Genomic DNA, 23,631 nt, shown 5'->3' with positions numbered 1-23,631 from the left:
ATTGCTGTCTCACCAGCTGTGTAGAAGACCCGCGACCCTTGTCAGTGGCTGCCCGTAGCGTGATCGACATGAACGGGATCAGGTATGTCCAGGGCGACGCGACCGCCCCGCACGGCGAGGGCGTCAGGATCATCGCCCACGTCTGCAACGACGCCGGACACTGGGGGCGAGGCTTCGTCGTCGCGCTCACGCGCCGCTGGCCCGAGCCGGAGAGGGCCTTCCGGCAGTGGCACCGTGACCGGGCGGGGAACGACTTCGGGCTGGGCGCCGCACAGTTCGTGCGGGTCGAACCCGGCCTGTGGGTGGCCAACCTCGTGGGCCAGCACGGGATTCGGACGGTCCGCAACCAGGCCGTGCCCGTGCGGTACGAGGCGATCGACACCGCGCTCGGGCTGCTCGGCGACAAGGCGGCGGAGCTGGGTGCGTCCGTCCACATGCCGCGGATCGGCTGCGGGCTGGCGGGCGGCACCTGGGACGAGGTCGGGCCGTTGGTCGGGCGCAGGCTGGTGGACCGGGGGATACCGGTCACCGTGTACGACTTCGACGCGTAAGGGACGTCGGGAAGGGGCATCGCCGACGTAGGAGGAGGCGGGGGCTAGAGTCGGCGGCTGTTCGAATCGGGGGAACGGCAGCAGGGGAGTCAGATGTACGTGCAACTCAGGGAGACGGCCGACGAGTTGGCCCGAGTCCTGTGGCGGGAGCACACCGTGTACCGGGAGCGGGGTGGCGGGGTGGTCATCCGGGGCGATCACGTGCGCCGCTGGATCAGTCTCGCCCCGACCGGGGGCAAGGACCGGGCGCTGCTGCGCGCCGGGCGGATTCTCGACGGGGGGACCACCGCGCCGGCCCGGAGCGAGGTCGTGGTCGACCTGACGGCCGGGACGGCGGAGCTGGCGACGATCTGCCGGCGGCTGCTCGCCGACGTCGCCGCCGGCGCCGACGCGGTCCCCGGGCCGTCCCGCGCGGGACGGCCCAAGGAGAAGGCGGGCAAGCCCGGCAAGCAGGCGAAGCCGGGCCGGCCGCGCAGATCGCGGCACACGAGCCCCGGCTCCTGGTTCGTCCTGCTCTGCGTCGCCGGGGTCCTCGGTGCCTGGCTGTACAGCCTCTTCGGGAGGGGCGGGTACTAGTACGAGGACCTGGCCGCCGGTCAGAAGCCGGTGACCGGGTAGTGGTCGGAGAGGTTGGTGTACGTGTAGCGCGTGCCCCAGCTGGAGACCGTCCACGGGGCGCTCTGCTCCAGGATCACGTGGTTGGTCCAGCCGGCGGGGCGGGCGTTCCCGGCGCGGTGGAGGACGTAGTCGAGGTCCTCGCGCGGGTCGTCCGGGTAGCGCTCGGAGGCGATCGAGTTCAGCTCGGTGTCGAAGGAGTACGCGTGGCCGGTGCGCGCGTCGGCCCCGACCAGTCCGGCGTCGGCGAGCATCGTGCCGTACTCGGGCGTGTGCGAGTCGACGTTCATGTCGCCCGCGACGACGACCTGCTCGTTCGCCGGGATGTTCTTCGCGTCGAGGAAGGCGTCCATCGCCTTGAACTGGCGGCTGCGCATCTGCGCCGCCTCGCCCGCCGAGCAGCCCGGGTCGGTGGACTGGGCGTGGGTGCCGACGACGTGGACCCGGCTGCCGTTCACGTCCAGGACGGTGTAGACGAAGCCCTTGTTCGAGTACCAGTCGGCGCCGCAGGCGTCCTTGTAGACGTACTGCTCCTTGCGGACGATCGGCCACTTGCTGAGGATCGTCACCCCGCCGTCCTCGGGCGTGGTGGCCGAGTAGGCGCCGCTCGTGGCGTCCCAGCCCGTCCTGGAGCGGCCCATGACCGGTGTCTGGTGCGGGTACTGCGCGGCGGCGTTCGCCTTGAGCGCGTCGGAGGCGGAGTTGTCGAAGGCCTCCTGGACCACGACGACGTCCTGCCCCTGGAAGAAGGAGGCGGCGGGGATGGCCTTGGCCCGGTGGTCCTGGCCCCAGTTCGGGTACAGCGTCTTGGAGAAGAGGAACGCGTTGTACGAGAGCACCTTCAGACGCGGCGTCTCGGCGGTCGCGGCGGCGGAGGCGGCGCCGGCGGCCGGCGCGGTCGCCGCGAGGGTGGCGGCGGCGAGCGCGAGCGAAAGGGCCGCGCCGGGGGCACGGCGGAGCACGGCGAAGGACACGGGAACTCCCATGGAAGAGTGGGGGGTTGGCCTGGCGCCGCACATACAATCAGCCGTGGTTACCTTCCGGTAGCCTCTGGGTGCCGGGAATCTTGCCGATCTCGCACAAGCGCGCCAACTCTCCTTCCGGTGTCTGAATTGTCCTTATTTGAACCAGGTAGAATGCGCGCATGACCCTCGCCAGTAACCCCACTGTCTTCGAAATGGACCTTGGTCCCCTCAACCCCGTCTGGGCCGAGCTCATCCTCGGGCTGGTGCTGTTCGCGCTGACCTTCCTCATCCTGGCCAAGGGGATCCTGCCCAAGATCCGCCGCACCCTCGACGAGCGTGAGGACGCCATCGAAGGCGGCACCGGTCGCGCCGACGACCTGCGCTCCGAGGCCACGCAGATCCGCGAGCAGTACGAGGCGGAGCTCGCCGAGGCCCGCCACGAGGCCGCGCGCATCCGCTCCGCCGCCATCGAGGAGGGCTCGGCCGCCATCGCCGCCGCCCGCGCCGAGGGCAGCGCCGAGCGCGACGCGATCATCGCCGCCGGTGCCCAGAAGATCGCCACCGAGCGCGCCGCCGCCGAGCGCGAGCTCACCGCGGACGTCGACGCCTGGGCCCACGCCCTCGCGGCCCGTATCGTCGGCGAGCCGGTCGGGGCCGACCGCTCCTGACCCATCGGTCCTCGCGAAGGGGCCGTCGCCCGGGCAGCAGAACCTCTGCCCGGGCGACGGCCCCTTCGTCATGGGACGGGTGCAGTCTGGATGTGTGAGACCGGCCGCTCACGGCCGGACGTGTGAGGAGAGCGACCGCATGAGCCACCCGCAGGAGCCCGCCGCCAGGACCCCGGCCGCCGACCCCGCACCCCCGCCCGTCGGTGGCGTGCTGTGGAGCGTCGCCGGCGACATCCGGGCGCTCCTGATGCTGCCCGCCGCCCTCGTCATGCAGGTCGCCCACCCGGCGATCGGCGCCGGCGTCGACGAGCACTCCGTCTTCCGCACCGATCCCTGGGGCCGGGGCGAGCGCTCCCTGCGCTCGGTCCAGCTCTGGGTGTACGGAGGCGAGGCCGCCGCCGAGGAGGGCCGCCGCCTCCGCCGGCTGCACCGCGACATCCAGGGGACCGACGCCCACGGCCGCGCCTACCACGCCCTCACCCCCGCCTACTACTCGTGGGTGCATGCGACCGGCTTCCCCGTCTACCGGCACGGCCTCGGTCTCCTCGCCCGCCCGATCACCGACGCCCAGGAACGGCAGCTGTACGCCGAGTGGCTCCAGGTCGGCCGGGTCCTCGGCATCCACGACCGGGACATGCCGCAGACGATCGACGAGTTCTGGCCGTACTACCGGAAGGTCCTCGCCGACGAGCTGGAGGCGACCGTCGTCGTCCGGGAGCTGCTCGACCCCGACCTGCCGGTGCCCGCCCCGGACCGAGGCCCCCTGCTCCTCCGGCCGGCCATCCGGCTCGTCTGGCCCGTACTCCGCCGCCCGTTCCTGCGACTGCGCGCCTTCCTCACCGTGGGCCTGATGCCGCCGGACGCCCGCGAGGCCATCGGCCTGGAGTGGACGGACGCGCAGGAGCGCGCGCTGCGTCGTTTCGCCCGGGTCGTCCGGGCCGTGGTCCCCGTCCTGCCCGAGCGGCTGCGCTACCTGCCCCTGGCCCGGAAGGCACGCGGGGCCGCCCGCCGCGCGAAGCGCTGACGGACGGCCCCGGCCCGGCTCAGTGCTTGTCGTGGCCCTTGTGCTCGTCGTGGTCGTGGACCGTGTTCGTCGCCGCGATCTTCTTCCACGACTTCGGCTGCACGGGCTGGGGAGCCGCCGACCGCGCGGCGGGACCGGAGGACGGCGCGGCCGCCTTGGGGGCGGACAGGCCCGCCGCGGCGGCCGTCGACGAGGCCGGCTTCGACGGCTGGTACAGCCAGGTGTCGAAGAGCCCGGCCAGCGGCTTGCCCGAGACCCGCTCCGCGTACCGCACGAAGTCGCCGACGCGCGCGTTGCCGTAGGCGAACTCCTGCGGCCAGCCCTTCAGGATCGCGAAGAAGTCCTCGTCGCCGATCTCGTTGCGCAGGGCCTGGAGCGCCAGCGCGCCCCGGTCGTAGACGGCGATGTGGAACTGGTTCTCCGCGCCCGGGTCGCCCGGCTTGACCGTCCAGAACGGGTCCTCGGCCGTCCGCGTGGAGTACACGTAGTCCGCGAGCTCCTGGGCCGTGCCCTCGCCCTCCTTCTCCGACCACAGCCACTGGCTGTAGCGGGCGAAGCCCTCGTTGACCCAGATGTCCTTCCAGTCCCGGACGGACACGCTGTCGCCGTACCACTGGTGGGCCAGCTCGTGGACGACGACCGACACGTTCGCGCCGTTGGCGAACTGCCGCGGGCTGTAGAACGGGCGGGTCTGCGTCTCCAGGGCGAAGCCGCTCGTCACGTTCGGCACGTACCCGCCGAGGGAGTTGAAGGGGTACGGTCCGAAGACCCCCTCCAGCCACTCCGCGACCTCGGTCGTGCGCTCGATCGAGGCGCGTGCCGCCCCCGCGTTGTCGCCGAGGTCCTTGCTGTACGCGTTGAGGACGGGCAGCCCGTTGGCCGTCTTGTCCGTCGTGATGTCGAACTTGCCGACGGCGAGCGTGGCCAGGTACGTCGCCTGCGGCTTGTTCGAACGCCAGTTGAAGCGCGTCCAGCCGAGCCGTGAGGACTGCGACTGGAGCACGCCGTTGCTGATGGCCTGCGTGCCGTCCGGCACCGAGACGGAGACGTCGAAGGTGGCCTTGTCCAGCGGGTGGTCGTTGGACGGGAACCACCAGACGGCCGAGTCCGGCTCCTGCGCGGCGACGCCGCCGTCCGGGGTGCGGGCCCAGGCCGACCAGCCGTCGACCTTGAACTCGGAGGGCTTGCCCGCGTAGCGGACGACGACCGAGATCGCCTTGTTCTTCTCCAGCGGGACGGCCGGGGTGACCTCCAGCTCGTGGTCGCCCGAGGTCGCGAACTTCGCGAGGCGCCCGTTCACCCGGACCTCGCTGACCTTCAGGCCGAGGTCCAGGTTGAACCGGGACAGGTTCTGCTTCGTCGTGGCGACGATCGTCGCCGTGCCTTCGAGCAGGTCGGTCTCCGGCTGGTACTTCAGCCGCAGGTCGTAGTGGGAGACGTCGTAGCCGCCGTTGCCGCTGGCGGGGTAGTAGGAGTCGCCGATGCCCGGGGCGCCAGGCTGGAAGTCGGCCGCCGATGCCGGGATCGCCAGCAGCAGGGAGGCCGCGAGGGCGCTCGGAACGATGATTCTGCGGTGCAAGGGTGCTCCCCAAGTCATAAGAAACGTAAGACGCGCGGATGGTCGTCGGTCCTTAGCTGGGACCCTATTCAGCCCTCCGACGCACCGTCACGTCCAGAGGACCCGCTGTCACACGATCGCCATTCGGCCGACATGAACCGTCCGCCCCCCGAATCGCCCTGAATCCCTCCTGCACTCTTTTGCGCGGGAGTTGACCGGGGTACGTTCCGGCGCATGCCGATGCGAAAGCGGAGAACCCGCGGAGCCCGACTGCCGTACGGAACCCTCGTGGCCGCGGCCACGGCCGCCCTGCTCGCGACCCTGGTCACCCCGGCGGGCGCGCGACCGGCGCCCTCCGAGCCCTCCGAGTCCGCCGCGCCGTTCGCGTCGACCGCGCCCGGCGCGTCCTCCGCCTCCCCGGCGAAGTCCCCGCGCGAGTCACGGCCCGTCCACTCCTACGCCGACGCCATCCGTGAGTCCGTCTGGGTCGACACCGGCCTCGACGGCGACGGGGACGGGCGCGCCGACCGGGTCGCCGTCGACATCATCCGGCCCCGGGAGCCCGCCGCGGCCGGCCGGAAGATCCCCGTCATCATGGACGCCAGCCCGTACTACGCCTGCTGCGGGCGAGGCAACGAGAGTCAGAAGAAGACGTACGACGCCGACGGGAACCCGGTGCAGTTCCCGCTCTTCTACGACAACTACTTCGTCCCGCGCGGCTACGCCTTCGTCGGCGTCGACCTCGCCGGCACCAACCGCTCCGACGGCTGCGACGACGTCGGCGGACGCTCCGACGTCCGGTCCGCCAAAGCCGTCGTCGACTGGCTCAACGGCCGTGCCCGCGGCTACACCACCCGCACCGGCACGACCCGGGCCGGGGCCACCGGCTGGAGCACCGGCAACGTCGGCATGATCGGCAAGAGCTGGGACGGCACCGTCGCCAACGGCGTGGCCGCCACCGGCGTGGAAGGGCTGAAAACGATCGTTCCGATCGGTGCCATCTCGTCCTGGTACGACTACTTCCACTCCCAGGGTGCCCCGCTCTACAACGCCAACCCGAGCTGGCTCTCCGACTACGTGAGCAGCCCCGACGCGCGGGCCCGCTGCGGGGCCGTCCAGGAGCGGATCGCCGCGGCCACCCCGTACAGCGGCGACTGGACCCCCGCCTGGAGCGAGCGGGACCACGTGCGGGACGCCTCGAAGGTGAAGGCCAGCGTCTTCGTCGTCCACGGGCAGCAGGACCTGAACGTCCGCGCCAAGCAGTTCGGACAGTGGTGGGACGCGCTCGCCGCGCACGGCGTCGAGCGGAAGATCTGGCTCTCCCAGACGGGCCATGTCGACCCCTTCGACTTCCGGCGCGCCGACTGGGTCCGCACCCTGCACCGCTGGTTCGACCACTACCTGCTCGGATACGAGAACGGCATCGACCGCGAACCGGTCGCCGACATCGAGCGCGCCCCGGACCGCTGGACCACCGACCGGCAGTGGCCGCCGCGCGGCACCGCCGCCACGACCCTGCGCCCCGCCGCGGGCACCGAGCCCGGCGTCGGCACCCTCGGCCGGACTCCCGCCGCCCCCGGCTCCACCGCGACCTTCACCGACGACCCCGCACTCGGCGAGCTGGACTGGGCCGCCCGCGTCGACTCCCCGACCCCCGAGAAGGCGGGCTTCGTCACCCGGCCGCTCTCCCGCGACCTGCGGATCTCCGGCTCCTCGAAGGTGACGGTCACGGCCACCCCGACCACCACCACGGCCCACCTCTCCGCCGTCCTCGTCGACCTCGGCCCCGACACGATCCGCGACTACGGAGCGGCGGGCGAGGGCATCACGACGCTGACCGACCGCAGCTGCTGGGGCGCGAGCACCCTCGGCGACAGTGCCTGCTTCAAGGAGACCCGGGCCAGGACGGCGGACGTCGGGTACACGGTCGTCAGCCGCGGCTGGGCCGACCTCGGTACCTGGGCCGACCCCCGCGAGGAGCGGCCGCTGACCCCCGGCAGGGCGTACACCCTCACCCTGGACCTCGCGTCCGCCGACCACGTCGTCCCGGCGGGCCACCGCCTCGCCCTGATCGTCGGCGGCACCGACCGGGACCTGATCGACCCTCCGTCGACCACACCGACGCTGACACTCGACCTCGGCCGTACATCGGCGAAGCTGCCCCTGGTCGGCGGCCCGGCCGCCTTCAATCGGGCGACGACGGGACCGGCTCCCACCCTGCCCGCGCCGGCCGCCCGGCCGTCCCTGTCCGGTCCCGTACCCCCGGCCGCGGTCAGCGGACCGCGCCTCCCTGCGTCAGGAGCGGCCCGATGAAGCCCCGTACCGCGCAAAGGAGTTCGCGCCGGTTGCTCGCCCTCGCGGCGGGCGCCGCCGTCCTCACCCTGCCCCTCGTCACCGTCCCCGCCAAGGCGGCGGACAGCGCGCCCCCGCGCCCCCTGCCACGCACCGGATTCGAGACCAGCCTCGGGGCCCGGTGGACCACGGAGGCCGAGGAGCGGGACTTCCTCGCCGCCGTCGACCGGGGGAGCGACCGGGTGTCGCTGCGCACGATCGGCACCACCTCGCAGGGCAGACCGCTGCGGCTCGCCACCCTCGGCACGGGCCGCACCACGGTCCTCCTCGTCTGCAGCCAGCACGGCGACGAGCCGGCGGGCCGGGAGGCCTGTCTGAGCGTGCTGCGCGATCTCTCGACCGCCCGGGACGCGGAGACCGCGCGCCTCCTCGCCCGGACCACCCTCCTCGTCGTCCCCACCGCCAACCCCGACGGACGGGAGGCCGACACCCGGGGCAACGGCGACGGCATCGACGTCAACCGCGACCACATCGCCCTGCGGACGGCCGAGGCCCGGGCCGTCGCCGCCGTCATCCGCGACCGGCGTCCCGAACTCGTCTACGACCTCCACGAGTACGGGGCCACTCCCCGCTACTACGACAAGGACCTGCTCGCCCTCTGGCCCCGCAGCCTCGACGCGGACCCGCACGTCCACGACGAGTCCCGGACCCTGTCGGAGTCCTACGTACGGCCGGCCGCAGGGCTCGCCGGCTACAGCACCGGCATCTACGGCATCTGGACCGACCCCCTCACCGGCAAGCCGGTCAAGCAGGTCGCGGGCGACGGCCAGGAGCGCATCCTGCGCAACACCGCGGGCATCAAGCACGCGGCGGGCCTGCTCGTCGAGACCCGTGTCGACGCCCTCGACGAGGCCGAGAAGAACGACCCGGCGCGTAACCACCTGCGTCGTGTGGCCACCCAACGAGCCGCGCTGGAAGGGGCGTTCGCCTACGTCGACGAGCGGCGCGGGCCGCTCACGGCGGTCACTTCCGCCGCCCGGCTCCGGGGCTTCGCCGACCGGGGTCCCGTCTTCCTCGGCGGCGCCGACAACGACCCGCCGGAGCCCGGGGAGATCCTCGCCGACCCGCCCTGCGGCTACCGCCTGGACGCCGCGCAGTACGCCGAGGCGGGCGACGAACTCGCCCTGCACGGAGTCACCGTCCGGCCGGACGGTGCCGGGGTGTTCGTCCCGCTGCGCCAGTCGCAGCGCGCGCTCGTCCCGCTCCTCCTCGACGGGCGAGCCACCTATCACCTCGTCAGTGGGAGTCCTGTGAAGGAATGTTGACGGTCCGGCAGATCGAGGGCGCAATGGCGTGAAACCGACTTGCGGGCGGGTAAAGTTACCGGTCGGTATTGACCATGCCTCAAACCGGCGTCCCACGCCGGGAAGTTGGAGAACCACCATGCGCCACACCCTGCCCCTGCGCCGCGCCCTGACGGCCGTGCTCACCACGACGCTGCTCGCCGGGGGCGTGCTGCTCGGACAGACCGCGACCGCGGAGCCCGCGGCCGCGGCCAAGATGACCTGCAACATCGACAAGCTGCGGTCGGACGCCCACAGGGAGCGCGCCCGTGCCGCCCAGCTCCGCGGCCTCGGCGCCACGGCGGAGGCCCGCAAGGCCGCCGCCCGCGCCGACGCCCTGGAGCGCCGCGCGCAGCAGTGCCACGACGCGGAGAACAACAACCGCCCGCCGCTCTGGAAGTAGCGGCTCGCGCGGGGCGGGTGCTGTCCGAAAAGGACCGCACCCGCCCCGCGGCCGTTCCCCGGACCTCACGCACGCCCCGCGCGCGTCAGCCGGCCACCAGTTCCGCGGCCCGCTCCGCGCATCCCCAGGCGACCGTCACGCCCGCGCCCCCGTGCCCGTAGTGGTGCACCAGGCGCCCGCCGCCCGGCAGCGGCACCGCCTCGATCCGGACACCACCCGCCCGCGCCGGCCGCAGGCCCACCCGGTGACCGAGCACCCGCGCCCCCGCGATCTCCGGCCGCACCCGCGCGCACCGCGCGACGATCGCCGCCGCGGTCGCCGGGTCGGCATCGAGCCGCTCCGACCCCTCCTCGGCCGTCCCGCCGAGCACCAGCCGCCCCGGCTGCGGGAAGAAGTACGTCGTCTCGCCCGCCCCCTCGTCCGCCGCTGTGAACCACTCCTCGACGCCCGGGTTCTCCACGAGCACCAACTGCCCCCGCACCGGCAGCAGCCCGGCGTCCGGTACGAGCTCCCGCGCGCCGAGCCCCGTGCAGTCCACGACCACCCGCCCCCGCGCCGCCGCCTCCCCGAACCCCGTGACCGTACGCCGCTCGAAGACTCCGCCCGAGGCCTCGAACCGGGCCCGCAGCCACGCCAGGTGGACCGGCATGTCGATGAGCGGGAGCCGCGCCGCGAGCCCCGTGCCGTACGGCCCCGGCACCTCCTCCGGAGCCAGCTGCCGCAGGCCCGGGACCTCCTTCGCCCACGGGCCCAGTGAATCCAGGACGGTGTCCGCGTGGACCCCGGCCACCCACCGCACCCCTGTCCGCTCCGGATCGGCGGCCAGCTCCCCGTACACCCGGAGCGAGGCGAGCGCCCAGGCCCCGGCCTCCGCCGCCGGCTCGATCCGGTACGGCCACCACAGGGCACCCGCCACGGCCGAGGTCGTCGCCGTCACGCCGTCCCGCGACCAGACCCGCACGCGCAGTCCGCGCTCCGCCAGGGTCACCGCCGTCGTCAGCCCGACGACTCCGCCGCCCACCACGATCACGTCGCTGTCCATGGCGGGGACCGTACCGGGACCGGGACATTTCCGGGACCGCACAGCCATGGAACGGGACCGGGGCCGGCGAAATACTTCAGGCATGCCGTCCGCGTACACCACTCTCGACCTCACCGGCCCTCACCGCGACACCCCCGATCTCGTGGTCGACGGCAGGCCCCTGCTCCACCGGCTCGACGAGGTCGACGGCGTCGACGCCGTCTCGCCCCTGGCCTCGGACCTCCCGCCCGCGCTCCGGGCCGACTCGGTCCGCACGCTGCTCCACGCCACCGGTCGCCGGATCGTCCACTCCTGTCCCGACTGCGAGGACCCCGGCTGCGGCGCCGTCACCGCGGTCGTCGAACACGACGGCGAGGACGTCGTCTGGCGCGACTTCGCCTGGCAGACCGGCGGCCTCGCCGACCCCGTCGACCTGGACCGCGACGGCTACCCCGGCGTCGGCCCGTACCGCTTCCACGGCGACACCTACCGTGCGGTCCTGCTCCGCCTCCTCGGCGGCGCGACGGTCGAACCCGAGGACGGACGGCTCGCCGCGGCCTGACAGAACGCCGAGGCACCCCACCCCCGGATCACCGGAGCACCCGAGCGTCGCGCCCGGGGCCGTACGGCCCCGTGCCGTACGGCCGGTGCCGTGCCGGCCGGTGCCGTGCCGGGCGGGCGGATCCGCGCCCCGCGCCGTCGCCTAGGATTCGTACCCTCATGACTGCAACCCTCGTCGCCAAGGACCTCGCCGCCGGCCACGGCGAACGCACCCTCTTCGCCGGGCTCGACCTCGTCGTCGCCCCCGGTGACGTCATCGGCCTCGTCGGCGTCAACGGCGCCGGGAAGTCGACGCTGCTCCGGCTCCTCGCCGGGCTCGACACCCCGGAGGAGGGCGAGCTGCGGCTCTCCCCGCCCACCGCGAGCGTCGGCCACCTCCCGCAGGAGCCCGAGCGGCGCGCAGGCGAGACCGTGCGCGAGTTCCTGGCCCGCCGCACCGGCGTCCTCGCCGCCCAGACCGCCATGGACGAGGCCACCCAGGGCCTCGTCGACGGCACGCCCGGCGCCGACGACGCGTACGCGACGACGCTGGAGCGCTGGCTGAACCTCGGCGGCGCCGATCTCGACGAGCGCGCCGAGGAGGTCGCCGGCTCCCTCGGCCTCACCGTCGGCCTCGACCAGCCGATGACCTCGCTCTCCGGCGGCCAGGCCGCCCGCGCCGGCCTCGCCTCGCTCCTCCTCTCCCGCTACGACGTCTTCCTCCTCGACGAGCCCACCAACGACCTGGACCTCGACGGTCTGGAGCGTCTCGAGGCCTTCGTGAAGGGGCTGCGCGCCGGGACGGTCGTCATCAGCCACGACCGCGAGTTCCTCACCCGTACCGTCACCAAGGTCCTCGAACTCGACCTGGCCCAGCAGCAGATCACCCTCTACGGCGGCGGTTACGACGCGTACCTCGACGAGCGCGACAGGGCCCGGCGGCACGCCCGCGAGGACTTCGAGGAGTACGCGGGCAGGAAGGCCGCTCTCGAAGCGCGCGGCCACATGCAGCGGTCCTGGATGGCCCAGGGCGTCAAGAACGCCCGCCGCAAGGCCACCGACGGCGACAAGCTCGGCCGCAACGCCCGCAGCGAGGCCAGCGAGAAGCAGGCCGCCAAGGCCCGGCAGACCCAGCGCATGATCGAACGTCTCGACGTCGTCGAGGAGCCCCGCAAGGAGTGGGAGCTGCGCATGGAGATCGCCTCCGCCCCGCGCTCCGGCTCGGTCGTGGCGACCCTGCGCGAGGCCGAGGTGCGCCGCGGCGACTTCGCCTTCGGTCCCGTCACGCTCCAGATCGACTGGGCGGACCGCGTCGCCGTCACCGGCGCCAACGGCGCCGGGAAGTCGACGCTGCTCGCCGCCCTGCTCGGCCGCCTCCCGCTGGACTCCGGCGACACGGTCGTCGGCTCGGGCGTCGTCGTCGGCGAGGTCGACCAGGCCCGCAAGCTCTTCCACGGCACCGAGACGCTCCTGGAGGCGTTCTGCGCGGCCGTGCCCGACACCGAGCCCGCCGAGGTCCGCACCCTGCTCGCCAAGTTCGGCCTGAAGGCGGAGCACGTCCTGCGGCCCGCGACCACGCTCTCCCCGGGCGAGCGGACCCGCGCCGCGCTGGCGCTGCTCCAGGGCCGGGGCGTGAACCTGCTCGTGCTCGACGAGCCGACCAACCACCTGGACCTGCCGGCCATCGAGCAGCTGGAGTCCGCCCTCGACTCGTACACCGGCACCCTGCTCCTGGTCACCCACGACCGGCGCATGCTCGACGCCGTCCGCACGACCCGCCGCATCGAGGTCGCCGACGGCAAGGTGACCGAGCTCTGATGGCGACCGCATGACGATCTCCTTCGGCTGGGGGCCCGTCGAGGCACGGGCCCTCGCCCGGGCGGCCTCCTGCGTCGTCGTGGTCGACGTCCTCTCCTTCACCACCTCCGTCGGCGTCGCCGTCGAGGCCGGCGCGGCCGTCCACCCGTACCGCTGGCGGGACGCCACGGCCGCCGCGTACGCGGAGCGGGTCGGGGCGACCCTCGCCGTCGGCCGCCGGGAAGCGACGCCCGACCACCCCTGGACGCTCTCCCCGGCCGCCCTGCGCGCCGCGCCGATGCCGCCGCGGCTCGTCCTGCCCTCCCCGAACGGCTCCACGATCGCGGCGGAGGCCGCGGGGTACGGCGCGACCGTCGTCGCCGCCTCCCTGCGCAACCGCGCGGCCGTCGCCGACTGGCTCGCCGACCGGGGGTACGGCTCCGCCGACCGCCCGCTCGCCGTCATCGCCTCCGGCGAGCGGTGGCCCGACGGCTCGCTGCGCCCCGCGCTCGAAGACCTGCTGGGCGCGGGAGCGGTGCTCTCCGCCCTCGCGGGTACGGGCACCCCGACCCCGGAGGCGAGCGCGGCGGCCACGTTGTGGACGGCGACCGAGGACCCGGTCGCCGCCTTGCACGGCTGCGACTCGGGCCGTGAACTGTACGAGTACGGCTTTCCGCAGGACGTGGCCGTGGCCGCCGAGACCGACAGCTCGACGACCGTCCCCGTCCTCGTGGACGGTGCATTCCAGGAGGCAGCAGCACCATGACCGACCTACTGACCCGGCTGACCGCGATGCTGGACGATCTCGACGCGGACGTCGACGAGACGATCGACCTCGCCGACGAGATCGCCGCCTCGGGCGACGCCGGTCTCCTGCCCCGCCTCCAGGCGGAGCTGGACCGCGCCCTCACCGACCGGAACGCCTACGCCCGTGAGCTCCTCGGCGGGGTCCTCGCGGCCATCGGCGGCCCGGACGCCCTCCCGACCCTGATCCGCGCCTCGGCGGTCGACCTCGGCGACGACCAGGACGGCCTGGCCGCCGAGATCGTCGATCTGGTCCAGGCGGACCCGAAGTCGGCCGCCGCCGTCCTGCGGCCCCTGACGGAGGACGACGACCTCTCCGTCGCCAACCGCGCCGAGTGGGCACTGCGCTTCGTGCCGTAGAGATGTGACGTCGAGGTGTGACGTCATGCCCGAGGCCGCGACCCGACATGGGTCGCGGCCTCGGGCATGCACCGGAGCGCGTCCGGACCGGTCCTACGTGCGCTTGCCGCCGCCCTCGCCGAGGAGGCCGGCCTTGCGCAGGGCGTCCGCCATCGCGCTGTTGCCCGGCGCAGGGGCCGACGAGCGGTCGCGACCGCCCCGGTCGTCCCGGCCGCCGCGCTCGCTCCGGCGGCCACCGCCGCCACCGCCGCCACCGCCGCCACCGGCTCCGCCGCCCTGCCGCTGCTGCGGCGGACGGCCGCCACGGTCGGCGCGGTCGCCGCCCCGGTCGCCCCGCTCGCCACGCCTGGGCGCGCCGCCCTGTGTGTCCGCGCCCGCCTCGTCGTCCAGGCGCAGGGTCAGGGAGATCCGCTTGCGCGGGATGTCCACGTCCATGACCTTGACCTTGACCACGTCACCGGGCTTCACGACATCGCGCGGGTCCTTGACGAAGGTCCTCGACATCGCGGAGACGTGCACCAGACCGTCCTGGTGCACACCGATGTCGACGAACGCCCCGAAGGCGGCCACGTTCGTGACGACCCCCTCCAGGATCATCCCCGAGGCCAGGTCGCCGATCTTCTCGACGCCCTCCTTGAAGGTGGCCGTCTTGAACGCCGGGCGGGGGTCGCGGCCGGGCTTCTCCAGCTCGCGCAGGATGTCCGTCACCGTCGGCAGACCGAAGGTCTCGTCGACGAAGTCGTCGGCGCGCAGCGAGCGCAGGGTGCCCGTGTCACCGATCAGCGCGGCGACCTGGCCGCCGGTCGACTTCGCCATCCGGCGCACCACCGGATAGGCCTCCGGGTGCACGGAGGAGGAGTCGAGCGGGTCGTCGCCGCCCCGGATGCGCAGGAAGCCGGCGCACTGCTCGTACGCCTTCGGGCCGAGCCGGGCCACGTCCTTGAGCGCCTTGCGGGAGCGGAAGGGGCCGTTGGCGTCCCGGTGCGCGACGATGTTCTCCGCGAGGCCCGAGCTGATGCCGGAGACCCGCGAAAGCAGCGGCGTGGAGGCGGTGTTGACGTCGACACCGACGCCGTTCACACAGTCCTCGACCACGGCGTCCAGCGAGCGCGAGAGCTTCACCTCGGCCAGGTCGTGCTGGTACTGGCCGACGCCGATCGACTTCGGGTCGATCTTCACGAGCTCCGCCAGCGGGTCCTGGAGCCGCCGCGCGATCGACACGGCGCCGCGCAACGACACGTCGAGATCGGGGAGTTCCTGCGAGGCGAAGGCCGAGGCCGAGTAGACCGATGCGCCGGCCTCCGAGACCATCACCTTCGTCAGGTTCAACTCGGGGTGCTTGGCGAGGAGTTCGGCCGCCAGCTTGTCGGTCTCCCGGGAGGCCGTGCCGTTGCCGATCGCGACCAGCTCGACCGCGTGCTGCTTCGCGAGGCGCGCCAGCTTGTCGAGAGCCTGGTCCCACTTGTTGGCGGGGACGTGCGGGTAGATCGTGTCGGTGGCCACGACCTTGCCGGTCGCGTCGACGACGGCGACCTTCACACCCGTACGGAAACCGGGGTCGAGGCCGAGCGTGGCCCGCGTGCCGGCCGGCGCGGCGAGCAGCAGGTCGCGGAGGTTGGCCGCGAAGACGCGGACGGCCTCGTCCTCGGCGGCCGTCCGCAGCCGCAGCCGCAGGTCGATCCCGAGGTGGACCAGGATGCGGGTCCGCCAGGCCCAGCGGACCGTGTCCTGGAGCCACTTGTCGCCGGGGCGCCCCCGGTCGGCCACGCCGAAGCGGTGCGCGACGATCCCTTCGTACGAGGACGGGCCGGGCGTCTCGGACGGCTCCTCCGGTTCGAGGTCCAGGCTGAGCACGTCCTCCTTCTCGCCACGCAGCATGGCGAGCACCCGGTGCGAGGGCAGCGCGGTGAACGGCTCGGCGAAGTCGAAGTAGTCGGCGAACTTCGACCCGGGCCCCTCTTTGCCGTCGCCGTGCCCCTCTCGGACCTTGGCGACCAGCCGGCCCCGGCTCCACATGCGCTCGCGCAGCTCGCCGATGAGGTCGGCGTCCTCGGAGAACTTCTCGGTGAGGATCGCCCGCGCGCCCTCCAGGGCGGCGGCGGCGTCCGCGACGCCCTTGTCCGCGTCCACGAAGGCGGCCGCGGCGGCCGTCGGCTCCACCGAGGGGTCGCTGAGCAGCCCCTCCGCCAGCGGCGTCAGACCGGCCTCGCGGGCGATCTGGGCCTTCGTCCTGCGCTTCGGCTTGAAGGGCAGGTAGATGTCCTCCAGACGCGCCTTGGTGTCGGCGGCCCGGATCCGGGCCTCGAGCTCCTCCGTCAGCTTGCCCTGCTCGCGTACCGAGTCGAGGATCGCCGCCCGGCGGTCCTCCAGCTCGCGCAGATAGCGCAGCCGCTCCTCCAGGGTGCGGAGCTGCGCGTCGTCGAGCATCTCGGTCGCTTCCTTGCGGTAGCGCGCGATGAACGGCACGGTCGAACCGCCGTCGAGCAGCTCGACGGCCGCCTTCACCTGTCGCTCGCGTACGCCGAGTTCCTCGGCGATCCTTGCTTCGATGGACGTCGTCACGGTGTCCCGACTCGCCTTCTCGTGCCTCAAGCTTGCGAGTGCATTGTGCCGGGTCGGTCACCCGCATGCGGCAACCGACCCGTCCCGCGCGCGTCCCCGCGCCCTCGACAGGCCCTCGTCAGGCGCTTGATCAGCCCTTGCCGACGAGGTCCGGGGGGAAGGCGCCGGCGACCGCCGCCGTCACCAGGAAGCCGCGCCCCAGCTCGGTGAGCCGCTCGACCCCGGTCGCGCCGAGGTGCTCGTACGGGGCGGCGTCCAGCAGGTCGGTCCGCTCCTCCAGCTCGCCGCGGAGCGCCGTACCCGCCTCGGTGAGCTCGCCCTCGGCGTCGAGGAGCCCCCGGCCGCGGAGCCGCTCCGTCGCCGCCTCCCAGTCGGCGCGCTTCCAGCCGCGCGAGCCGAGCACCCAGCGCGGGGCCATGCCCTTGCCGGTGGCGGTGTGCGAGACGAGGGCTTCGACGGGGTCGAGTCCGACCGTGAGCAGCGCCGCGAGGTGGCCGTCGCCCCGGTGCTCGCGCAGCAGGGTGGCGGCGTACCAGTAGGCGAGGTGGGGGGCCTCCGGCACGGGCAGGTCGGCATGGGCCGAGTAGAGCGGCCGGGCGTGCCGGGTGCAGGCCTCCGTGGCGCGCAGGGCGAGCATCGCGGCCTCGGCCATCTCCGGGGAGGAGACGGTGTCCTCGCCCAGGAGCCGGCGCAGGGTCGCGTCGACGGTGCGCAGCCGCGCGGCCAGGACGTCGGCGGGGGAGGCGATGTCCCAGACGGCGGGGAGGTGCCGGGCGAGCAGTTCGTGGTTGTAGTTGTAGAAGGTCGCGGCGACCGTGCCCGCGCCCACCGCGCCGAGCGCGGCGCTCCGTGCGGCGAGCCGCATCGCGCTCTGGTCGGTGAAGCCGAGGGCACTGAACTCGCGGTCCAGGTCGGGCGAGAAGTAGAGCGTGGAGTGCAACGGGTTGAGGGCGTTGTGGCAGCGGCGTCCGGCGCGCGGCGGCAGGGCAGTCGTCATGGACCGAAGGTTACCGACTGGTCGGTACGACGGGAACAGTCGGACAGGGGGGACCGCGGGCCAGGCCCTGCCTCCGATGGCAGAAAAGGTGGGATCTGCGTCGTTGCGGACACCGCGGGGGCGGCCAAGGATGGAGCAATGACGCAGCGACCCGTTCTCGTCGTCCTCTTCGACGACGTGCAGAGCCTCGACGTCACCGGTCCCTTCGAGGTGTTTGCCGGTGCCGGCCGCGCCGCCGGCGACCCGGCCGCGTACACCCTCCGGACCGCCTCCCTGGACGGCGGCCCGGTCCGTACCCACAGCGGACTGCGTCTGCTCCCCGACACCACCCTCGAAGAGGCGGTCGCCGACGGCCCGCCGCACACCCTCGTCGTCCCCGGCGGCGAGGGCACCCGGACGCCCGACCCGGCCCTGGTCGACTGGCTGCGCATCCACGCCCCGAGCGCCGGACGCCTGGTCTCCGTCTGCACCGGGGCGCTGCTCCTCGCCGAGGCCGGACTCCTCGACGGGCACCGGGTGACGACCCACTGGATCGCCTGCGACCACCTCGCCCGCCGCTATCCGGAGGTCGATGTCGACCCGGACCCCATCTTCGTCCGGGACGGCCGCCTCTCCACCTCCGCCGGTGTCACCGCCGGCATCGACCTCGCGCTCGCCCTCGTCGAGGAGGACCTCGGCCGGGACGTCGCCCTCGCCGTCGCCCGCCACCTGGTCGTCTTCCTGCGCCGCCCGGGCAACCAGGCCCAGTTCAGCGTCCAGCTGTCCGCCCAGACCGCACACCGGGAGCCGCTGCGCGACCTCCAGCAGTGGATCGCCGAGCACCCCGGCGGCGACCTCTCCGTCGAGGCCCTCGCCGCCCGCGCCCGGCTCTCGCCCCGCCACTTCGCCCGCGCCTTCCAGGCCGAGACGGGCACGACGCCGGGCCGCTACGTCGACCTGGTCCGGCTCGAACACGCCCGCCGCCTCCTGGAGGAGACGTCACGCGGCGTCGAGGAGGTCTCCCGCGCCTCCGGCTACGGCACCCCGGAGTCGATGCGCCGGGCCTTCGTCAAGGCGCTCGGCACCGCCCCGGCGGAGTACCGCCGCCGCTTCCACGTCCCCACCGCCTGATCGCGTCCACCCTCAACGAAAGGACCACCATGCAGATCGCCGTCCTGCTCTACGACCGCTTCACCACGCTCGACGCCGTCGGACCGTACGAGCTCCTGGCCCGCCTCCCCGGGGCCGAGACCGTCTTCGTGGCCAAGGAGACCGGCCCCGTCCGCAACGACCAGGGCAGCCTCGCCCTCGTCGCCGACCGGACCCTCGCCGAGGTCCCGCGGCCGGACATCGTCCTCGTCCCCGGCGGCCCGGACGCGCGGGTGGCCATGGACGACCCGGAGATCCTCGACTGGCTCCGTGCCGCCGACGCGACCAGCACCTGGACCACCTCCGTCTGCACCGGCTCGCTGATCCTCGCCTCGGCGGGCCTGCTCAAGGACCGCCGCGCGACGACCCACTGGCTCGCCTTCGACGAGCTGCGGGCCCTGGGCGTCGAGCCCACCGGCGAGCGGGTCGTCTTCGACGGCAAGTACGTCACCGCCGCCGGGGTCTCCTCCGGGATCGACATGGCGCTGCACCTGCTGGGCCGGATCGCCGGCGACGAGACCGCCCAGACGATCCAGCTCCTCACGGAGTACGACCCGCAGCCGCCCTACGACGCGGGCTCCCCGGAGAAGGCCCCGGCCGAGATCGTCGCCCACTGGCGCGGCGAGAAGCTCCCGGTGCGGGAGGGCCAGACACCCCCTGAGACTCAGACCCCGTAGGTGAACCGGGGCGCGCGGCGCTCCAGGAAGGCGGCGACCCCCTCGGCGGTGTCGCCGCTGCCGCGTGCCTGCTCCGCCCAGTGGGCGTCCCGGTCGGTGCGGCCGTCGGCGAACTCCTTGGCCGCGGCCTGGGTGAGCAGCGAGCGGGACACGAGGACCCGGGCGAACTCGTCCACCCGCTTGTCCAGTGCGCCCGCCGGGTGGACCTCGTCCACGAACCCGGTCCGCAGCGCCCGCTCGGTGTCCATCAACTCGCCGGAGAACAGCAGGTACTTGGCGGTCGACGGGCCCACGAGGGCGGTCAGCCTGCGGGTCGACGAGGACGGGTAGACGATGCCGAGCTTCGACGGGGTGATCCCGAACCGGGCGCCCTCCTCGGCGAAGCGCAGATCGCAGGCGGCGGCGAGCTGGCTGCCGCCGCCGACGCAGAAGCCCCTGACGGCCGCGAGCGTCGGCTTCGGGAAGGCCGCGAGGGCCTCCTCGGCCCGCACCGCGAGGCTCTGCTGCTCGTCGCCGGGCTCCCGCAGTGTCGAGATGTCCGCCCCGGCACAGAAGGTGTCGCCCTCGCCGGTCAGGACCAGGGCACGCACCGCGCGGTCGGCGGCCAGCCGGTCCAGCACACCGGGCAGCGCGCGCCACATGGCGGCGCTCATCGCGTTGCGCTTGGCGGGGTTGGCGATGACGACGGTGGCGACCCCGTCCGTGACGCTGTCCTTCAGCTGCGGCTCCATGGGGCGGATGCTATCCGCCGTACCCGAACGTACGATCAGGAAGGGGGCGCCCCGAGGAGGCACCACATGGCGAAGGACGGCCGTGAGACGCACGCCGGCCCGGATCCCGTCGCGGACATGAAGCGCGAGGGGAAGCGGCTCCGCCGCAACTTCAGCTGGCTCGCCGTGCTCGGCGCCCTGCTCGTCCTCGGCGGTGTCGTCGGCCTGGTCTACACGGGCCTCGCCACCCTCACCTCGATGCTGCTCTTCGGCTGGCTGCTGCTGATCGGCGGCGTGGTGGGCCTGCTCCAGGCCATCCAGTCGCGGGGCACGAGCTACTTCTGGCTCGCCGTCGTGGTGGCCGCGCTGAACATCGCGGCCGGAGTCGTGGTGATCCGTCACCCGGAGGGCTCCGCCGAGGCCCTGACGATGTTCGCCGCGCTGCTCTTCCTCACCGGCGGTCTCTTCCGGCTCGTCGGCAGCGTGGTGGTGCGCGGCCCGCAGTTCGGCTGGACCCTGTTCCAGGGAGCGTTCGGAATGCTGCTCGGGCTGCTCGTGCTCTTCGACTGGCCGGACAGCAGCCGGTACGTCCTCGGGGTCTTCTTCTCCCTGGCGCTGCTCTTCGACGGCCTCGGCCTGATCGCGATCGGCGTCGGCGGCAGGAGGATCGTCGGTATGGTGACGCCGCCGGAACCGGCACCGGTGACCCTTACGGAGCCGTCGGGTCCGGGGCCTTCAGAAAGCGCACACGATCAGTCGAACAATTGACGTTGGCATACCCACCCGATCAGATTGTGGCCGATAGGTGTCGACTTCTGGTCAGTAGGCCGGTACGCCCGCGCGCATTGCCAAGACTCGATCCGTGGCGAGAATCGAGCACGAGGGTGGGAACCGTACCGTGGAGACCCACGGGGGTGTACCCACCCGGTCACCGTCCTACGAAGGAGTCTGGCGCTTCACCGCACCCGCGGTCGACGTCTCCGTCCCGCAGGCCCGGCACGCCGTACGCGACTTGTTGGTCCGCCAGGGAGTCCCCGTCCATGAGGAGATCATGGACGGCCTGCTGCTGATCGTCTCCGAGCTGGTCACCAACGCCGTGCGGCACGCGGCGCTGCTGTCGCCGGAGATAGCGGTGGAGGTCGCGATCGGCCCCGAGTGGATCAGGGTGTCCGTCGAGGACAACCACCCGTACCGCCCCAAGGCGCTGGAGGCGGACTACGGGCAGACCGGGGGACGCGGACTGCTCCTGGTCCGGGAGGTCGCCCAGGAGGCCGGCGGAGCCTGCGACGTGGAGCACACGGCGAGCGGCGGCAAGATCATCTGGGCGGCGCTGCCCCTGGCCCCGATGGCACCGGGGCCGGGGGGCGCACCGCACATGCCGATGGTCACCAGCCCCCGGACGGACCCGTCAGCTCCCTGACGGCCGGACGCGCCGCGTCGAGCACCGTCATGAACCAGGCGGAGAACGGCGCGGCGGCGTGCCGCTCGGCCAGCTCCGCTGCGGTCACGAAGGCGGTGTCCTCGATCTCCTCCGGGTCCGGCTTCGGCTCGGCCTGCACCAGGCCGACGAAGAGGTGGTTGAACTCCTGCTCCACCAGGCCCGAGGCCGGGTCCGGGTGGTTGTAGCGGACGGTGCCCGCCTCGGCGAGCAGCGTCGGCGAGACGCCGAGCTCCTCGAAGGTCCGCCGGGCGGCCGCGGCGAACGGCGCCTCGCCCGGGTAGGGGTGGCCGCAGCAGGTGTTCGACCAGACGCCGGGGGAGTGGTACTTGCCGAGCGCCCGGCGCTGGAGCAGCAGCCGGCCGGACTCGTCGAAGAGGAAGACCGAGAAGGCGCGGTGCAGCTGGCCCGGTGCCTGGTGGGCGGCGAGCTTCTCCGCCGTGCCGATGGTCGTCCCGTCCTCGTCGACCAGTTCGAGCATGATCGGCGCCGGGGCTCCGGACGGCTGGACGCCGTTCGACGTGATCTCCGGCGAGATCTGAGCCACTGTGGCTGGTGTGGTCGGCATACCCGTCCTTCGCTTCGGTCCTCGGCCCGGTGGGGCAACCCCAGTCTGCCGTACAAAAGCGGCTTGTCCGCACTTCGTCGGCCGGACGTCGCCGCTCCCACCGCACCGGCGTACGCCGGTGCGGTGGGAGCGGCGGGACCTTCAGAAGGCCGTCAGACCCCGAAAGCCGCCGGATAGACGAGGGTGCCCGAGGGGACCGGCACGGAACCGTCCAGGACGAGCGCCATCATGGCCTCGTCCGGAACCTCGAAACCTGGCTTGATTCCATACTCGGACGCCCGTACGAACCCGAACCGCGGGTAGTACCCCGGGTGCCCCAGGACGAGGACGAGGGACTCTCCCCGGAGCCGGGCCGCGTCGAGCACCGCCCGGACGACGGCCTGCCCGGCCCCCGTCCGCTGGTACGGCGGAGCCACCGAGACCGGCGCGAGCGCCGCCGCGGGGGCGCCGCCCACCCGGCAGCGGGTGATCAGGGCATGCGCCGCGATCGTGCCGTCCGGGGCCAGGGCCACGTACGACAGACCGGGCAGCCAGGCGTCGGCGTCCCGCCGGAGGCTGTCGACCAGATCGGCCTCCGTCTCCGACGGGGCGTCCACCGACCCGAAGGCCGTCGAGACGATCCGCCGCACCGTCGGGGCGTCCTCGGCGGTCTCCTCGCGGAGGCGCCAGCGCGGATCGGCCGGCTTCAGGACGAAGCCGGCGTAGCCGTAGTCGGAGCCGTGCTCGCGCCGGAGCGCGATCTCGGCGCGCGCCCCGCCCACGGCCTCCGCCATGCCCGGCACGGTGGTGTCGGCCGCGTCGGCGTGCGCCGCGAGCGGGACGTAGTACTCGTCCCAGTCGCTCTCCGGCTGCGGGACGGTCCCCAGGACGTGGTAGCCGGCCGCGACCGCCGCCGCCGCGTTCCCGGCGACGGTACGGAGCGTGTAGTGCTCATCCCAGAAGGCGCGGGCCGCAGGGCCCGGGTCCTCGGTGGTCCAGACGCACTCGGTGAGGACCAGAGTGCCCCCGGGGGCCAGCAGCCTGCGCCACTCGGCGAGCGCCCGGTCGAAGCCGAGGACGAAGACCGAGCTCTCGGCCCAGACCAGGTCGAAGGAGCCGTCGGGGAACGGCAGCGCGCCCATGTCGGCGCGCAGGGCGTGGATCGAGTCGACGAGCCCGCGGGCCGCCGCGGTCTCCCGCAGTTCGGCGAGGAACGGCTCGTGGGTGTCGACGGCGGTCACCTCGGCGTTCGCCTCGGCGGCCAGGAGCAGCGCGGAGCGACCCGGGCCACAGCCCAGGTCGAGCACGCGCGGACGCTCCGGAAGCGACCCCGCGAGTGCGAGGAGCCGACGGGTGGTGGAGTCGGAGCCCGGGCCCTGCCGCGGAAGACCGTGGTGCAGGGCGAAGAAGGCGTCGTGCAATGCGTTGTCGGACAACGTGGGAAACCCTTGTGTGAGAGGGCCCCGGCCGACGACGTGACGTACCGGTGGGAAAACCGGGATCAGGTCAGCCGGTGACCCGGAAGCTGAAGCTGGACCGGGCGCTGCCGCACTGGGCAGCCTCCATCGCGACGGTCATCAACCTCAGCTCCTCTCCACACGTGTACGTCCGGCGAGCCTAACAGGCCGGGC

General features: G+C 73.2%; 23 protein-coding genes. 15 read left to right on the top strand and 8 right to left on the bottom strand.

From position 1 onward, the window contains the following. The first annotated feature begins 68 nt into the window (after positions 1–68). Entirely contained in the window at positions 69–551 is a 483-nt protein-coding gene (locus DEJ46_RS06840; protein WP_150264658.1) for a macro domain-containing protein, read from the top strand. Between the two features lie 93 nt (positions 552–644). Beyond that, positions 645–1,127 carry a hypothetical protein gene (locus DEJ46_RS06835; protein WP_150264657.1) on the top strand — a complete coding sequence of 161 codons (483 nt, stop codon included), beginning with the start codon at positions 645–647 and terminating at the stop codon, positions 1,125–1,127. A 20-nt stretch (positions 1,128–1,147) separates the two neighbouring features. On the opposite strand, the gene sph is transcribed toward DEJ46_RS06835, so the two are convergent. Beyond that, the gene (gene sph, locus DEJ46_RS06830) at positions 1,148–2,152 is read right to left on the bottom strand and encodes a sphingomyelin phosphodiesterase (protein ID WP_150264656.1); all 1,005 of its coding nucleotides are present in this window, start codon (positions 2,150–2,152) and stop codon (positions 1,148–1,150) included. A 158-nt stretch (positions 2,153–2,310) separates the two neighbouring features. Here sph and DEJ46_RS06825 point away from each other — a divergent pair, with 158 nt between their 5' ends. Together DEJ46_RS06825 and DEJ46_RS06820 are read left to right on the top strand one after the other, a co-directional pair. Next, entirely contained in the window at positions 2,311–2,799 is a 489-nt protein-coding gene (locus tag DEJ46_RS06825; RefSeq protein WP_150264655.1) for a hypothetical protein, read from the top strand. A gap of 139 nt (positions 2,800–2,938) precedes the next feature. Further along, complete coding sequence (locus DEJ46_RS06820) at positions 2,939–3,823, top strand: oxygenase MpaB family protein (protein ID WP_150264654.1); 885 nt, start codon at positions 2,939–2,941, stop codon at positions 3,821–3,823. Positions 3,824–3,842: 19 nt separating this feature from the next. Here DEJ46_RS06820 and DEJ46_RS06815 read toward each other — a convergent pair whose 3' ends face one another. Beyond that, positions 3,843–5,402: a M1 family metallopeptidase gene (locus DEJ46_RS06815; RefSeq protein ID WP_150264653.1), complete on the bottom strand. Its 1,560-nt coding sequence runs from the start codon at positions 5,400–5,402 to the stop codon at positions 3,843–3,845. A 213-nt stretch (positions 5,403–5,615) separates the two neighbouring features. On the opposite strand from DEJ46_RS06815, the gene DEJ46_RS06810 reads away from it, so the two are divergent. From DEJ46_RS06810 to DEJ46_RS06800, 3 genes are all read left to right on the top strand, one after another. After that, on the top strand, positions 5,616–7,694 hold the full coding sequence (locus DEJ46_RS06810) for a Xaa-Pro dipeptidyl-peptidase (RefSeq protein ID WP_411757725.1): 2,079 nt from the start codon (positions 5,616–5,618) through the stop codon (positions 7,692–7,694). Beyond that, entirely contained in the window at positions 7,691–8,998 is a 1,308-nt protein-coding gene (locus DEJ46_RS06805; protein ID WP_150264652.1) for a M14 family metallocarboxypeptidase, read from the top strand. The genes DEJ46_RS06810 and DEJ46_RS06805 overlap by 4 nt, the downstream gene beginning before the upstream one ends. 118 nt (positions 8,999–9,116) lie before the next feature. Beyond that, a complete protein-coding gene (locus tag DEJ46_RS06800; protein ID WP_150264651.1) occupies positions 9,117–9,419 on the top strand; it encodes a hypothetical protein in 303 nt (100 codons plus the stop codon). Between the two features lie 85 nt (positions 9,420–9,504). Here the strand turns inward: DEJ46_RS06800 and DEJ46_RS06795 are convergent, their stop codons facing one another. After that, positions 9,505–10,461, bottom strand: a complete 957-nt coding sequence (locus tag DEJ46_RS06795; protein ID WP_150264650.1) for an FAD-dependent oxidoreductase — start codon at positions 10,459–10,461, stop codon at positions 9,505–9,507. Between the two features lie 82 nt (positions 10,462–10,543). On the opposite strand from DEJ46_RS06795, the gene DEJ46_RS39035 reads away from it, so the two are divergent. The 4 genes from DEJ46_RS39035 to DEJ46_RS06775 all read left to right on the top strand — a co-directional run bounded on the left by DEJ46_RS39035 (position 10,544) and on the right by DEJ46_RS06775 (position 13,941). Beyond that, entirely contained in the window at positions 10,544–11,002 is a 459-nt protein-coding gene (locus DEJ46_RS39035) for a hypothetical protein (protein ID WP_190622475.1), read from the top strand. A 158-nt stretch (positions 11,003–11,160) separates the two neighbouring features. After that, the gene (locus tag DEJ46_RS06785; RefSeq protein ID WP_150264649.1) at positions 11,161–12,798 is read left to right on the top strand and encodes an ABC-F family ATP-binding cassette domain-containing protein; all 1,638 of its coding nucleotides are present in this window, start codon (positions 11,161–11,163) and stop codon (positions 12,796–12,798) included. Positions 12,799–12,808: 10 nt separating this feature from the next. Further along, a complete protein-coding gene (locus DEJ46_RS06780) occupies positions 12,809–13,543 on the top strand; it encodes a 2-phosphosulfolactate phosphatase (RefSeq protein WP_150264648.1) in 735 nt (244 codons plus the stop codon). Then, on the top strand, positions 13,540–13,941 hold the full coding sequence (locus DEJ46_RS06775; protein WP_150264647.1) for a hypothetical protein: 402 nt from the start codon (positions 13,540–13,542) through the stop codon (positions 13,939–13,941). Before DEJ46_RS06780 ends, DEJ46_RS06775 begins: the two co-directional genes overlap by 4 nt. A 93-nt stretch (positions 13,942–14,034) precedes the next feature. On the opposite strand, the gene DEJ46_RS06770 is transcribed toward DEJ46_RS06775, so the two are convergent. After that, positions 14,035–16,503, bottom strand: a complete 2,469-nt coding sequence (locus DEJ46_RS06770; RefSeq protein WP_150264646.1) for a Tex family protein — start codon at positions 16,501–16,503, stop codon at positions 14,035–14,037. Positions 16,504–16,633: 130 nt separating this feature from the next. Beyond that, the gene (locus tag DEJ46_RS06765) at positions 16,634–17,500 is read right to left on the bottom strand and encodes an SCO6745 family protein (protein WP_150264645.1); all 867 of its coding nucleotides are present in this window, start codon (positions 17,498–17,500) and stop codon (positions 16,634–16,636) included. A 138-nt stretch (positions 17,501–17,638) separates the two neighbouring features. Between DEJ46_RS06765 and DEJ46_RS06760 the strand changes: the two genes are divergently transcribed. Continuing rightward, on the top strand, positions 17,639–18,610 hold the full coding sequence (locus DEJ46_RS06760) for a GlxA family transcriptional regulator (RefSeq protein WP_150264644.1): 972 nt from the start codon (positions 17,639–17,641) through the stop codon (positions 18,608–18,610). Positions 18,611–18,639: 29 nt separating this feature from the next. Beyond that, positions 18,640–19,305: a DJ-1/PfpI family protein gene (locus tag DEJ46_RS06755; RefSeq protein ID WP_150264643.1), complete on the top strand. Its 666-nt coding sequence runs from the start codon at positions 18,640–18,642 to the stop codon at positions 19,303–19,305. Here the strand turns inward: DEJ46_RS06755 and DEJ46_RS06750 are convergent. Continuing rightward, positions 19,293–20,036 (bottom strand): enoyl-CoA hydratase/isomerase family protein, encoded by a 744-nt coding sequence (locus DEJ46_RS06750; protein WP_150264642.1) that lies wholly within the window; start codon positions 20,034–20,036, stop codon positions 19,293–19,295. The two genes, DEJ46_RS06755 and DEJ46_RS06750, sit on opposite strands and share 13 nt — an antisense overlap. A 66-nt stretch (positions 20,037–20,102) precedes the next feature. Here DEJ46_RS06750 and DEJ46_RS06745 point away from each other — a divergent pair, with 66 nt between their 5' ends. Further along, a complete protein-coding gene (locus DEJ46_RS06745; protein ID WP_223834544.1) occupies positions 20,103–20,783 on the top strand; it encodes an HdeD family acid-resistance protein in 681 nt (226 codons plus the stop codon). A gap of 130 nt (positions 20,784–20,913) precedes the next feature. After that, positions 20,914–21,435, top strand: coding sequence for an ATP-binding protein (locus DEJ46_RS06740; protein ID WP_223835442.1), 522 nt, complete (start codon positions 20,914–20,916; stop codon positions 21,433–21,435). On the opposite strand, the gene idi is transcribed toward DEJ46_RS06740, so the two are convergent. Both idi and DEJ46_RS06730 read right to left on the bottom strand, forming a co-directional pair. Next, on the bottom strand, positions 21,401–22,021 hold the full coding sequence (idi, locus tag DEJ46_RS06735) for an isopentenyl-diphosphate Delta-isomerase (protein WP_055640453.1): 621 nt from the start codon (positions 22,019–22,021) through the stop codon (positions 21,401–21,403). The genes DEJ46_RS06740 and idi overlap by 35 nt on opposite strands. A gap of 152 nt (positions 22,022–22,173) precedes the next feature. Further along, positions 22,174–23,436 (bottom strand): bifunctional class I SAM-dependent methyltransferase/N-acetyltransferase, encoded by a 1,263-nt coding sequence (locus DEJ46_RS06730; RefSeq protein ID WP_150264640.1) that lies wholly within the window; start codon positions 23,434–23,436, stop codon positions 22,174–22,176. Positions 23,437–23,631 lie beyond the last annotated feature (195 nt).

This window comes from Streptomyces venezuelae (assembly GCF_008642375.1).
GTDB classification, from domain to species: Bacteria; Actinomycetota; Actinomycetes; order Streptomycetales; family Streptomycetaceae; genus Streptomyces; species Streptomyces venezuelae_G.
Note: the sequence above shows the minus strand (reverse complement) of the source record. Positions and strands in the feature narration are given on the sequence as shown.